This is a genomic window from Cupriavidus sp. PET2-C1 (genome assembly GCF_054515855.1).
Map to the genome: position 1 here is coordinate 548,632 of NZ_CM137260.1, position 12,560 is coordinate 561,191.

Sequence of the window (12,560 nt, forward strand, 5' to 3'; positions counted from 1 at the left end):
TCACTCAAGTCATGAGCGCGGCGGCGACGCCGGCTGCCAAGCGCCGGCCTGCCTGGCACCGCGATTTCCTGCTCGGCGCGCCCACCATCCTGTTCCTGCTGGTCATGCTGGTGTTCCCGGTCGGACAGCTGATCTGGATGAGCGTGTCGGTGGACGGCCGCCTTTCCCTCGAGTTGTACGCACGCCTGTTCCATTCGTCCGTCTATCTGGACGTGCTGTGGATTACCCTGAAGATTGCCGGCTGGACCACCTTGCTGGCGATTGTCGGCGCTTATCCAGTGGCTTACCTGACGTCGGCCGCGGGCACACGGGCAAAGAGCTCGCTGCTGTTCTGGATCCTGTTGCCGTTCTGGACCAGCTTCCTGGTCCGCATGTTCTCCTGGATCGTGCTGCTGGGCCGCAACGGCGTGCTCAACCAGTTGCTGCAAGCCGCCGGCGTCACGGACGCGCCCGCGGACCTGCTCTACAACTTCGGCGCCGTGATGGTCGGGATGGTGCACGCCATGATGCCGCTGGCCATCCTGACGATGATCTCGGTGATGGAGAATATCGACCGGCGCCTGCCGCGTGCCGCGCTGACTCTGGGCGCACGTCCCGGCACGGCGTTCTGGCTGGTCTACTTTCCGCTGTCCATGCCCGGCGTGGCGGCGGCGGGCATCATGGTCTTTGTGACGTCGCTGGGTTTCTTCATCACGCCGGCCTTGCTGGGCGGCCGCCGCGAAACCATGATCACGCAGCTCATCATCGACCAGGTCCAGCAAACCATGAACTGGGGCTTTGCCGGCGCCATCTCGGTGCTGTTGCTGGTCGCCGCGCTGATCGTGTTCGTGGCCTATGACAAGCTGGTCGGCTTGTCGACCCTGGCCGGCAGCGGCACCGCGCTGGCTGGCCGCAGTTCCGGCACCCGTGGCCCGCTGCGGCGCGCCGGCTACCAGTTGCTGGGCGTGCTGGCCACACTGTCGGACGGGCTGGGGCGTTTGCTGCCGCGCCGTGCCCGTACGGCGGCAAGGGTGGAGGAGGGCGGTGGCAAGCTGCTGTGGGTGGTCGTGATCCTGATCCTCGCCTTCCTGACCTTGCCGGCGCTGCTGATGATCCCGATCTCATTCACGAGCGGCAGCGGCCTTGACTGGCCGCCGCGCGGGTTCTCGCTGCAGTGGTACAACGAAGTGTGGGAGTCGCCTACATGGATGCAAGCCACGGTGCGCTCGCTGATCGTTGGCGTGGGCACGGGATTCCTCGCCATGCTGATCGGCACGCCCACGGCGTTCCTGCTGGTGCGCTCGAACATCCGGTGGAAGGCCGCGCTGCTGGCCTTCATCCTGCTGCCCATCATCGTGCCCCGGATGATCACGGCGGTTGGCATCTTCTACTTCTTCTCCAAGCTCAACCTCGTTGGCTCCGCGGCCGGCCTGATCCTTGGCCATACCGTCGTGGCGATCCCCTATGTGGTGATGACCATGATGGCCGTGCTGAAGAACTACGACACCCGCCTGGACCAGGCTGCGCAGAGCCTCGGCGCGCGCCCCTGGCAGACGATGCGCTACGTCACCTTCCCGATCCTCGGGGCGGGCCTGCTGTCGTCGTTCCTGTTCGCCTTCGTGACGTCGTTCGATGAACTGACCATCGCGCTGTTCGTGACCGGCGGCCTGGATTCGACCCTACCCAAACAGTTCTGGGACGAAGTAATCCTGAGCGTCTCGCCCACGATCGCCGCGGTGTCGAGCCTGCTGTTTGTCTTCATTGCCGTGGTGATCATGGCTGCGGACCGTCTGCGCCGGCGCAGCGCGGAGCGCTGACGCCACCGTCCTTATTGATTGTATTGATCATATTGAATAACCAGCCGCCAGTGCGGCACCTCTCCTACAAGACGATGATTGACTCCAAGCAAGTGCAAGGCATTTTTGCCGCCATTCCCACGCCGGTACAGCACGACGGCTCCGTCCACGAGGGCGCTACCCGGGCCTTGCTCGACTACCTGATCCGGCAGGGAGCGGATGGTGTGGTGCCGCTGGGTGGCACGGGTGAATTCGGTTCGTTGTCGCAGCGCGAGCGCGTGCGGATGGCGGAAGTGACCACCACCCACGTTGCCGGCAGGATGCCGGTCGTGGCCGGTGTGCTGACGCCGGGCCTGCGCGACGGGCTCGATGCCGCACGCGACTTCGCCGCCGTTGGCGTGGATGCGGTCATGGTGGTGACGCCTTACTATACGAACCCCACGCAGCAAGGCATCCGGGACTACTTCATGCGGTTTGCCGACGAATCGCCGCTGCCGGTGCTGCTCTATGAGATCCCGTATCGCACCCGGATTGCCATCGATCCTTTGGTCATTCACGAATTGTCGCGCCACGAGCGGATCATCGGCATGAAGGCGTGCAACCCGGACCTCTATCATTTCCTCAAGACCGTGGCCGGCATCGGCGAGAGCTTCTCGTTGCTGAGCGGCGAAGACACGCTGTTCCCGCTGCATATCGGCGCCGGTGCGCATGGCGGGGTGCTGAGCACCGCCACCATGCTGCCTAAGACCTGGCGCCGGCTGATGGATCTTGTGCGTGGGGGCAACCTGCACGAGGCGCTGTTGATGCATCGTCAGCTGATGCCGCTGATCGACCTTGTGTTCTCCGAGACCAATCCCGGCCCGATGAAGTCTGTGCTGCAGGTGATCGGGGTCGACGCCCCCGACCTGCTGGAGCCGTTGTTGCCTGCCGCGGCGCAGACCAGCGCTAGCCTGCGCGAGCAGTTCGAGCGTCTGCTGAAGGACTACGAGTACGCGTGATGCCGCGCGGGGTGTGGCCTACCGCCCGTACTCGGTGAACTTGGATTTGGAGACCGAAGTCGCAGCCACCTGCACGTGCTTGGCGAGTTCGGACTCCACCTTGTCGGGGGTCCAGCGGGAGGTCGGCACCGAGATATTGATTGCGGCAACGGGACGGCCGCGGTGATCCAGGATGGGTGCCGCCACCGAGATATCGCCCATCACCGTCTCGTTGGCAATGATCGCATAGCCTTTCTCCGCCGCCTGCTGGATGCGCCGGCGCAGTTTTCCGAGGTGTACCTCCGTGTACGGTGTAATGGCGACGCGCTCGACAGCCGTCAGGATGGCGTCGCATTCGTCCTCTGGCAAGCGCGACAGGATCGCCGTGCCGGAGGAGGTGCAGAACGCAGGCAGGCGGCTACCGACCGCAATGTCCATATTGACCAGATGCCGGCTCAGGAAGCGCGCGACGAATACGATCTCGTGGCCATCAAGCTCCTGCAGGTTGGTCGTTTCGCCGACGGTGCGGTTGATGTCCTGCAGGTAAGGCAACGCCTTGTCGATCAGCTCGTTGGCACGCACGTAGTTGAAGGAAAACTGCAGGAGCTTGGGCGTGAGGCCATAGGTCTTGGTCTCGGCTATACGGCGCAGGTAGCCCAGCGTTTCCAGCGTGTAGACGATGCGCTGCGTCGCGCTGCGGTCGAGCTGCGCGGCTTTGGCGATGTCAGCCAGCGTCATATGGCGGATCGGCCCGTCAAACGCATGCAGAACGCGGAATGTCTTGGCGGCCGAGCCGACAAAGAGCGCTGAATCGGTGGGATCCGGCTGCTTTTCCTGTCGTTTATCGTTCTCGGCTAGCTGGTCTTCGGTGCCCGGGGCCGCCTGCTTGCGGGTGCGATTTGATTTTGGTTCCACTGTCTATCCTGTCGTGTTACGTGCTACTGCGTGCGACAGGGCATCAGCCATGGCGCACGCAGTGGGGAATGTGGCATCGCTTGCCCGATGCAAACGAGATTGGAGTTGAGTATGCTGAACAAGCTAAAGATAGTGTTCGTCGGTGGCGGCAACATGGCCGGCGCCATCATTGCAGGCGTGCTGGCAAACGGCGCCGACGCAATGAACATCACGGTCATCGATCCTGCCGACGGCACCCGCGAGCGCCTGGCCGCGGAGCACGGCCTGCGGACGATGGCCGCCGCTGATCGGACTATGAAGGACGCCGACGTGGTGGTCCTGGCCGTCAAGCCACAGGTCATGCGCGACGTCTGCACTGCCTTGCGCGACTGCCTTGGCGATTCGTTGGTGATCAGCGTTGCTGCCGGCATCCGGCTCAAGGTGCTGTCAGCCTGGCTTGGCGGCTGCCAGCGCGTGGTGCGCGCGATGCCCAACACCCCGGCGCTCATTGGCCAGGGCATCACGGGCATGGCGCCGGCCGACACGCTGTCGTCAGCCGACCGGAAGATAGCGGATACCATCGCCAGCGCTGTAGGGCAGGTGACATGGGTGGAGCGGGAAAACCAGCTGGACGCCGTCACCGCGCTGTCCGGCAGTGGCCCCGCGTACGTCTTCTACTTTATCGAGGCCATGGAGCAGGCGGCCGAGAAAATGGGGCTTTCCGCCGTGCAGGGGCGCCAGCTGGCGCACCAGACTTTTGTTGGCGCCGCGGCGCTGGCGCAGAGCAGCACGGAAGCAGTCGCGACCTTGCGCCAGCGGGTGACTTCGCCTGGCGGCACCACGGCCGCAGGCATTGACGCCATGGAGAAGAGCAATCTCAAGGCGGTGTTCGTCGAAGCGATCCAGGCCGCAGCGCGGCGTAGTGTCGAACTTGGAGACCTTGCCAACTAGTGACATGGGATGGGCGTCTATGAAGTATTAACGTGCAGGCCGGTGCGAGTGGATCTTGCGCACCCCAAGGCACTTGCGGCGGACGTGGCTCTGCGTGAGGTTGCCCGAATTTCAATTGATGTAATTGTATATCAATTAAAAAATCTTTCAGGGCCAATCGGGACCGCGCGCGGCACGCGCACGATTCCCGTGAGCCTCGCAGGCGGCTGCGGGGCGTTGGCCGGCGCGCCTGGTTCGGCTTGCCGGCGTCGTTTCCAATGGTTTCGTACTGGATCAGTATTGGCGCCCGCGCCAATGTCCGCATCATCAAAACTGATGGTCAGCCGCGCCCATCGCCCCGTTGCGCCAGGCCCAGTGCGCCAGCTCAGAGCGCGCCCGCCAGCCTGCGCCGCACAAAGACGATATGCTCGCGCAGCACATAGAACTGGTCGGCATAGGCGAGCGGCATCTTCATCCTGTTGACCGCGTCTTCGATGTGGTCGAGGCGCTGGGCCAGGGCGGATTTTTCTTCCTCGGAGGGGTTCACCAGCGCCACGCGCTCGATTTCGATCAGGGCGCCGTACCAGCGATAGATGCGGGACTTGACCCGCCACTTGTAGAGCGAGGGCACCAGCCGGAAGGCCGGAATCAGGATCACGATCACCGGCACAAGCACCAGCGCACGAGATAGCAGGCTCGCCAGCCAGAAGGGCAGGTGGCGGTACAGGAAGCCCTTGCCCGACGCGTAGTAGCGCGTGGCGTCGTCGCTCAGCGGAAACTCATGCGCGGTGGCCGAGGGGAACTGCCCGGCGCTTTGCAGCAGCCCGGCCTTGCCGTGGACCTCGCGCGCAGCCTCGATCAGCAGGTCGGACAGCGCGGGATGCAGCGAGTCGCGCGCCACCAGCTCCACCGTCGGTCCGATCAGGCGGATCGGATGCGCCGGGAGATTCTTGCCCAGGTCGAATACGCCGGCGGGCAACACCAGCTCCTGCAGATAGAGAAAGCGCCGCGTATAGGCATTGGCCTGCGCGAAATCCAGCAGGCGGATGCCCGGCATGCGAAACAGCTTGCGCATGATCGGGCCGGTGGCGGAATCGCCGGTCAGCATGGCCACGTCGATCTTGCCGTCGACCAGCGCCTGGGCGGCGTCGTCGCCATCGAACGCGATGAGCTCGGCACTGCCGCCCGGCTCGATGCCGTTCGCCTTGAGCAGCGTCAGCGCCAGCGCGCGGGCACCGCTGCCTTCTCGCCCGATCGCGATGCGCGACTTGCGGAAGTCGGACAGCTTGTGCCGTTCCTTGCCGCGGTACAGCACCGTGATGGGCGCGTAGAACACGCTGCCCAGCGAGACCAGCCCCTCGGTGTCCACATCGCTGGAGACGCCGCCCTGCACCAGCGCCAGGTCAATGTCCTGCTTGCGATCGGCCAGCCGCTGCACGTTCTGGCGAGAGCCTTCGGAGGCCAGCACATTCAGCGTGATGCCATTGCGTGCGAGGATCTTTGCGTACTTCTCGGCGGCGTCGTAGAAGGAACTGCCCTTGGGGCCCGCGCTGATGGAGATGGTGCTCGGCGGCGCCGGCTGCACCAGCCATACGGCGAGCCAGACGGCTGCCAGGGCAAGGGCCAGCACGGGGCCGAAGGATACAGCCAGGTCGCGCCAGGAAATGGCGACAAAGCGGGCACGCAGGCGGCGGATATCAGGGAGCGCGTTGGCGGCAGTGGGCTTGTCTGGTGCGGGGTCCGGCGGCATCGGCGCGATTGGGGGAGGCTAGGGCCGTTGGATGATAGCACCCGCGCTGTGCCGCATTTTTGCGCGCGTGCTATCCGGCAACGTCATTGTGTCCAACCGCCTCTTGGCGAGTAGTCGTGCTCCCGGTTGTCGCCGCTGCGCTCCGTGCCGTACGGCTGTCCGCGATCGCCGGAGCGATGATCGTTGTTCCACTCGTTGCCTGGATGGCCGTCATGCCGGTCTGCACCGCGATAGCCGCCATCGCCACTGGTGCGGCCTTCGCCGCCGGGTACCCACAAGCACCCCGCTTGGGTGAGCGCGAGCGCAGCAGCGCAAATAATAAGGCGAGTTCGCATGACATGCTCCTGTCGATACCACGCCGCAGGCGTGATGCGCTGCAGCGGTCATCCGCAATGCGTCACGCCCACTGGAAACCCGGCATGACGTCACTATGTTCCTCGACGCTCACGCCGCCCAGCGCATTGATCATGCGTTTGACGGAATCCTTCGCGTCGCCGGCGCAGCTCGCGACCAGCAGCATCTCGCCGTGCGCGAGTTGCGCGCGCTCCCGGGCCACCTTGCCGCGCAGGATGCGTGCGCCAAGCTGGCCCGCGATCCAGGCGCCGCACAAGCCGCCGAGCGCCCCGCTTGCCACGCAGGCCAGGACGCTGGCAAAGGTGCCGGCCGAGGTGCCAAAGTGCAGCGTCGCGGCAATGGCCAATATGGCGCCGGCCACAGTGCCCGCTATCGCCCATTCCTGGCGATACGTTGTTTGCTTGGATGCGGCTCGGGGCAACCCTTCCATGGGCTGGTCGTCGCGCTGGATGAACCAGGGCCCGCCGAGATGGACAGGGGCAACAGGTAACGCCTGCAACGAAGACTGCATGCTTCTTGCGGCGGCGATATCGCTAAGCCGGAAATACAGGACGCTGCGCATGATGTCACCTCGAGATCCATCGCATCGCGCTCGCTACATGGCGAAGGCCCGCAATGCGGCGCCGCGACAGGCTGAGATTGACATGGATCGGCTGCGAAGTCGGTACGATGGCGGACACGGAATCCGATGCGGCGCGCCATGCAAAAAAAAGCCCTCGGCCCGAAGGCCGAGGGCATGAAAGGAATAGCGTTCAGCGTTGGCTTGCGTTTGCCGCCATCGCCGGTCGGCTGCACGACCCCTGCCCGGTCGCAGCCGCGTCTACTGCCTGGCAGTTCCCTGCTCTTCTGTGACTTGTGATACCCGTTCCCCATTGCCCAGGATCATCAGGGCGCTGTCATCCATTTCTGGCGACGGTTCTACCAACTCAAGCACCGGAATCTCCGGGAACAACACCTCAACCAGCTCCCTGACGAGCTTGTGCGACTCGAATGGCCCGAAGCGGTTGACGGCTTTCCTGTCGATTTCCGCGAAGTACCATCCGCCGATCATGTCGGGATAGACGATCACACTGTGACCACTAGCTTGGGCTTGCATGTGCCCTCCAAGACGTTTCCCCTGCCAAGTGGATCGAGCGCCACTACTTACCACATGCCCCCAAGGGGAGGGAGAGGCATGCTTTGGCTGTGATGCGGCCCTGCAGCCCTACGGCATCTGGCCGATCGACATCTGGGGGCAGCTTAGGCGAGGACCTGTGGCAAGTCGGTACGGTAGCGTGCAAGTCGGGTTCTCTTTTTAGTGCGCAAGGCAGGTGGCGAGCGCTCGCCCGCCAGCGTCTGGCGGCTCCGACAAGCGCGTCATGCGGCTGGTTTACACTGTGGCTCAGATGGAGATGGCGGTCCTGACCCTGATTTGCCATGGCAGATGCCGGCAAGAGGCAGGTCCTGAACCTATGAGGCACACCCATGCAGACACAGGATGACGCGAGAGCCAACCATCTGTTGGCAGTGTTGCCGGAAGAAGAATGGGCGCGCCTGGCGCCGCAGCTGGTGCTGGTGGATTTGCCGCTGGGGCAGGTGATCTATGAGTCTGGCGATCGGCTCAATCATGTGTATTTTCCAACCACGACGATCATATCCTTGCTTTACGTGATGGAAAACGGCGCATCGGCGGAGATCGCCATCGTTGGCAACGAGGGCATGGTCGGGATTGCGCTGTTCATGGGGGGCGAGACCACGCCAAGCCGTGCCATCGTCCAGAGCGCCGGTACGGCCTATCGGCTTGACAGCGCCACGGTGAAGGCGGAATTCAATCGCGCCGGGCCCATGCAGCGGCTATTGCTGCGCTATACGCAGGCGCTGATCACGCAAATGGCGCAGACTGCCGTGTGCAACCGGCATCATTCCATCGAACAGCAGCTGTGCCGCTGGCTGCTGCTCAGCATGGACCGCTTGCCAACCAATAAATTGAAGATGACGCAGGAGCTGATCGCCAACATGCTTGGCGTGCGGCGCTCAGGCGTGACGGAGGCGGCGCTGAAACTGCAGAACGCCCGCCTGATTCGCTACCACCACGGGCATATCGAAGTGCTCGACCGGCCAGGGCTGGAGCAGCGCGTGTGCGAGTGCTATGCCGTGGTGAAGCGCGAGTGCGACCGCCTGCTGCCCGACCTGCGGGCGATCTGAGCGAGGATCAGGCCGCCTTGCCTGCCGCGTCCGCCAGGATCGAAATCAGCTCCGGCACCGTCGGCTGCGGCCGCGCGGTGTGGCTGGCGCGCTCGTAGGTATCCCGCACCGCTTCCGCAGTGGCCCGCGCGGCGCCAAGCTCCTGCGCCATCGTGGTGTAGTAGCCCATGTCCTTGAGCGCGTTGGCAATCGAGAAGCGGAAGCCGGACTTGTCCTGCGATTCGATGTAAGGGCGCAAGCGGTTGAGGATCACGCCGTCTCCGCCACCCTTGGCCAGCACCTCCACCAGCACGCCCGGGTCTACGCCAGAGCGTTCGGCGCAGGCGGCGGCCTCGGCCAGCACGGCGGAGAAGCCCAGCGAGACAAAGTTGTGCAGCAGCTTGAGCCGGTGGCCCGAGCCGGCCGGCCCGGCGTGCACGATGTTTTCCGCGAAGCACGACAGCAATGGCCGGCATTGCTCGAACAAGGCGCGGTCGCCGCCGACGATCAGGTTGAGGCGGCCTTGCGCGGCTTCCTTGGGCGTGCGCGTCATGGGCGCGTCAAGGAAGCGTGCGCCGGCCTTGGCCACCGCCGCGGCAATGCGCTCCGTGGACGAGGGAATGGCGGTGGAGCAGTCGATCACCACGGCGCCCTGGCGCAGGCCGGCAAGCACGCCGTCCGGGCGGAACAGCACGTCCTCCACCTCAGGGGTGCCCGTGACGCACAGGATCACGATATCGACCACGCGCGCGAGCTCGGCCGGGGTGGCGGCCATGGTGGCGCCGGCCGCCAGCAGGTTGTCCACCGGCTGGTTGCCGGGATGGTCGAGCAGCACCAGCGGGTGGCCGTGCCTGGCGATGTTGGTGGCGATGCCATGGCCCATCATGCCGATGCCGATCATGCCGATTGTTTTCATGCCGTCTCCGTTCTTGTGTTTTTTTGCAGGCGCCAAACTCTGAGGCGGCCAGGCCGAAAGGCATGTCGTTGCCGATGGCGTTGGCCTCGTCGGCCGGACCGAAGTTGTATTGCAAATTTATACTATGAATTTGTCAAGCAAATTTGTTCGCGATGCTATGATCGCCTTCAGGCGAGTCCCATCGCCAACTGCAGAACATCCTGCGTTACCAGCATGGAGGCCGAATGCGCACAGACACCGTGAAGCGCCCGGAAGTGCCAGAAAAGCTGGCTGGCGAGATGACTCTGGCGGATCGCATCACCGCGCTGCTCGCGGGGCAGATTCGCAAAGGCGCTTATCCGGTCAATGCGCGGCTGCCTACCGAGAAGTGCATGACCGAGGAATATGGCGTGAGCCGTACCGTGGTGCGTGAAGCGATCTCCCGGCTGAAATCCGAAGGCCTGGTCGAAACCCGGCAGGGCAGCGGCACCGTGGTGCTGGATCCCAGGACCAGCGCAGCCTTCCGGCTTGGGCCCGGCGACGGCGACCCGGCGCGGGGCGTGGTCCGCATCATCGAGTTGCGCCGCGGCATCGAGGCCGAGATGGCGGCGCTGGCGGCGGAGCGCCGCAGCGAGGCCGAGATGGTGCAGATCCGCCGGGCCCTGAAGGCCATCGACCGCGCCGTTGCCGCGGGCGGCGACGGCGTGGAGGAGGACCTGGCATTCCATATGGCCGTGTCCCGCGCCACCGGCAATCCCCACTACACCGAGTTGCTCGGGCTGCTCACGCGCGCACTGCAGGATGCCATCCGCGTCACCCGCGGCAACGAGGCGCGGCGCACCGACCTGGCCGCGCAGGTACGCGCCGAGCACGAAGCCATGTGCGCGGCCATCCAGGCGCGCGACCCGGAGGCGGCGCGCAAGGCCGCCTTTCAGCACATGAAGAATACGGCGGACCGCATCGGCGCAGCCGACCAGAGCTTCTGGACCGGCAACAGCCGCGCAGCCGCGCAACGCCTGGCGCGCGCGGGCCTGGGCGAAGTGCTGCGCCGGCCATCCGCACGGCGTTGACGCACACCGCCCACGCGGATCGTGCGTCAGGCTTTTGGCGGCGGGGCGAAGGCCGCGGCCTGCCCCGGCTTGCGCAGCATCTTGTCGACCTCGCCGGCATGCAGCTCCTCGATCTGGATCATCTGGCGCGCGAATTCCTCCAGTGCCACGGAGCGATCCTCCACCAGCGACAGCAGCTCGCGATACAGCTTGAGGGCAGCGTTTTCCGCTTCCAGCGATTCACGCAGCATGGCGGCGGTATCGAAGGTGTGGCTGTCGAGCAGCTTGCCGATGGCCAGCGATGGATACGCACCCAGCGTGGTAATCCATTCCCCCGCCTGCTGGGCATGCAGCAGCGATTCGTTGGCTTGCTCACGCAGCCAGGAAACGATCGGGATGCGGCCAAAGCCGAACACAAGCAGCGAGTAATGGGTATAGCGGACCACCCCCGCAAGCTCGGCTTCGAGGATCCGGTTCAGCACGCTGACCACTTGTTCCTTTTCCATCTCGGCCATGGCACGTCCTCTCCGATGGGTTGGCGTTGCTACGTCATTGCGTCATTGGCGGGTCGCAATCATCATGGAGTCCGGCCCGGTGAGCGGTTCCACCCGCGCCTGCGCAAAGCCCACTTGCCTGGCCCAGGCGCAGCATTGCGCCCCGGTGTAATCGAAGCCGCCCGGGGTTTCGATCAGCATGTTCAGGCTCATCAGCAAGCCAAACACGTTCTGTTTGCGCGCGTCGTCGATCATCGCGTCATAGACGATCAGGCGGCCGCCGGCGGGCAGCGCGGCGTGGCATTTTTCCAGCAGGTATAGCTTCTGCTCGAGATCCCAGTCGTGCAGGATATGCCCCATGACAAGCACGTCTGCCTGCGGGCAGGGGTCGTTGAAGAAGTCGCCGGGATAAAAACGCAGCCGATCCTGCAGGCCATGCAAGGCGACATATTCCTCGAACACCGGGCCAACCGCGGGCAGGTCGAAGCCGCCGCCGCGCAGATGCGGGTGGGCCAGCGCGATCTGTACCGGCAGGGCCCCTTGCGCCGTGCCGATATCGATAAAAGTCTCGCACTGCGCCCAGGGGAATTTGCGCGCCATCGCCTGGGCGGCGGCCAGGCTGACGCCGGTCATGGCTTGCAGGAAGCCGCGCAGGCCTTGTTCGTCCCGATAGATGGCGGCGAAGAGGTCGCCATGCTCGTCGGCCTGGGTCTGCGGCAGGCCGGAGCGCAGCGAATCGGTCAGCGACGCCCAACTGGGGTACAGCCGCGCATTGGCCATCTCCAGCAGGCCGCCTACGTAGGTGGGCTTGGCCTTGTCCAGGAAGAGGTCCGTGTCGGGCGTGTTGCTGTACCGGCTGGGTGTCTCGGCGTCTTCGCGCTCGAGCAGGTGCAGGGCCACCAGCGCGTCGAGGAAATCCACCGCGCCGCGTGGATGCAGGCCAAGGGCGGCGGCCAGGGGGCCGGCCGGCTGCGGCGCTTTCGCCAGTTCGGTGAACACGCCAAGCTCCACCGCGCTGAGCAAAGTCTTGGAGGCCCAGAAGCCCATCCCGAGCTGCAACACCCGCTCCGGTGTCAGGTCCGGCACCTGCCACGGGCTGGCGGGCGCGGGGCCGCGGGCGACGTCTTTTCCGTTCTGCATAAGTCACCTCGTCGCCGCCGCCGGCGCATACCTGGATACCCGGGCGCCGGGGCGTAGGGAAGGATGCTGGTAACTCTAGATGCCGGAAGAGGCGAAATCCAGCCGATTCTGGCGGCGTTGCGCCATTTCGGGAGGAGGC

At 64.9% G+C, this 12,560-nt stretch carries 13 protein-coding genes; 5 read left to right on the forward strand and 8 right to left on the reverse strand.

Translation table 11 applies throughout. From position 1 onward, the window contains the following. Window positions 1–11 precede the first annotated feature (11 nt). The gene (locus tag ACX12D_RS22440; protein WP_459376493.1) at window positions 12–1,796 is read left to right on the forward strand and encodes an ABC transporter permease subunit; all 1,785 of its coding nucleotides are present in this window, start codon (window positions 12–14) and stop codon (window positions 1,794–1,796) included. A 74-nt stretch (window positions 1,797–1,870) separates the two neighbouring features. Beyond that, complete coding sequence (dapA, locus tag ACX12D_RS22445) at window positions 1,871–2,773, forward strand: 4-hydroxy-tetrahydrodipicolinate synthase (RefSeq protein WP_459375686.1); 903 nt, start codon at window positions 1,871–1,873, stop codon at window positions 2,771–2,773. Between the two features lie 18 nt (window positions 2,774–2,791). On the opposite strand, the gene ACX12D_RS22450 is transcribed toward dapA, so the two are convergent. Continuing rightward, window positions 2,792–3,667 carry an IclR family transcriptional regulator gene (locus ACX12D_RS22450; protein ID WP_459375687.1) on the reverse strand — a complete coding sequence of 292 codons (876 nt, stop codon included), beginning with the start codon at window positions 3,665–3,667 and terminating at the stop codon, window positions 2,792–2,794. A gap of 111 nt (window positions 3,668–3,778) precedes the next feature. On the opposite strand from ACX12D_RS22450, the gene proC reads away from it, so the two are divergent. After that, entirely contained in the window at window positions 3,779–4,597 is an 819-nt protein-coding gene (gene proC / locus ACX12D_RS22455) for a pyrroline-5-carboxylate reductase (protein WP_459375688.1), read from the forward strand. A 364-nt stretch (window positions 4,598–4,961) separates the two neighbouring features. Here the strand turns inward: proC and ACX12D_RS22460 are convergent, their stop codons facing one another. The 4 genes from ACX12D_RS22460 to ACX12D_RS22475 form a co-directional block, all read right to left on the reverse strand. Continuing rightward, on the reverse strand, window positions 4,962–6,326 hold the full coding sequence (locus ACX12D_RS22460; RefSeq protein ID WP_459375689.1) for a TAXI family TRAP transporter solute-binding subunit: 1,365 nt from the start codon (window positions 6,324–6,326) through the stop codon (window positions 4,962–4,964). A gap of 83 nt (window positions 6,327–6,409) precedes the next feature. Beyond that, window positions 6,410–6,661, reverse strand: coding sequence for a hypothetical protein (locus ACX12D_RS22465; protein ID WP_459375690.1), 252 nt, complete (start codon window positions 6,659–6,661; stop codon window positions 6,410–6,412). 62 nt (window positions 6,662–6,723) lie between these two features. Continuing rightward, window positions 6,724–7,242, reverse strand: a complete 519-nt coding sequence (locus ACX12D_RS22470) for a hypothetical protein (RefSeq protein WP_459375691.1) — start codon at window positions 7,240–7,242, stop codon at window positions 6,724–6,726. A gap of 258 nt (window positions 7,243–7,500) precedes the next feature. Then, complete coding sequence (locus ACX12D_RS22475) at window positions 7,501–7,776, reverse strand: hypothetical protein (protein WP_459375692.1); 276 nt, start codon at window positions 7,774–7,776, stop codon at window positions 7,501–7,503. A 368-nt stretch (window positions 7,777–8,144) separates the two neighbouring features. Between ACX12D_RS22475 and ACX12D_RS22480 the strand changes: the two genes are divergently transcribed. After that, the gene (locus tag ACX12D_RS22480) at window positions 8,145–8,864 is read left to right on the forward strand and encodes a Crp/Fnr family transcriptional regulator (protein ID WP_459375693.1); all 720 of its coding nucleotides are present in this window, start codon (window positions 8,145–8,147) and stop codon (window positions 8,862–8,864) included. 7 nt (window positions 8,865–8,871) lie between these two features. Here the strand turns inward: ACX12D_RS22480 and ACX12D_RS22485 are convergent, their stop codons facing one another. Further along, entirely contained in the window at window positions 8,872–9,759 is an 888-nt protein-coding gene (locus ACX12D_RS22485) for an NAD(P)-dependent oxidoreductase (RefSeq protein ID WP_459375695.1), read from the reverse strand. Between the two features lie 224 nt (window positions 9,760–9,983). Between ACX12D_RS22485 and ACX12D_RS22490 the strand changes: the two genes are divergently transcribed. Further along, window positions 9,984–10,808 carry a FadR/GntR family transcriptional regulator gene (locus ACX12D_RS22490; RefSeq protein ID WP_459375696.1) on the forward strand — a complete coding sequence of 275 codons (825 nt, stop codon included), beginning with the start codon at window positions 9,984–9,986 and terminating at the stop codon, window positions 10,806–10,808. 26 nt (window positions 10,809–10,834) lie between these two features. Here ACX12D_RS22490 and ACX12D_RS22495 read toward each other — a convergent pair whose 3' ends face one another. Both ACX12D_RS22495 and ACX12D_RS22500 read right to left on the reverse strand, forming a co-directional pair. Beyond that, on the reverse strand, window positions 10,835–11,302 hold the full coding sequence (locus ACX12D_RS22495) for a ferritin-like domain-containing protein (protein ID WP_459375697.1): 468 nt from the start codon (window positions 11,300–11,302) through the stop codon (window positions 10,835–10,837). Between the two features lie 42 nt (window positions 11,303–11,344). Beyond that, complete coding sequence (locus ACX12D_RS22500; protein WP_459375699.1) at window positions 11,345–12,421, reverse strand: methyltransferase; 1,077 nt, start codon at window positions 12,419–12,421, stop codon at window positions 11,345–11,347. Window positions 12,422–12,560: the final 139 nt, after the last annotated feature.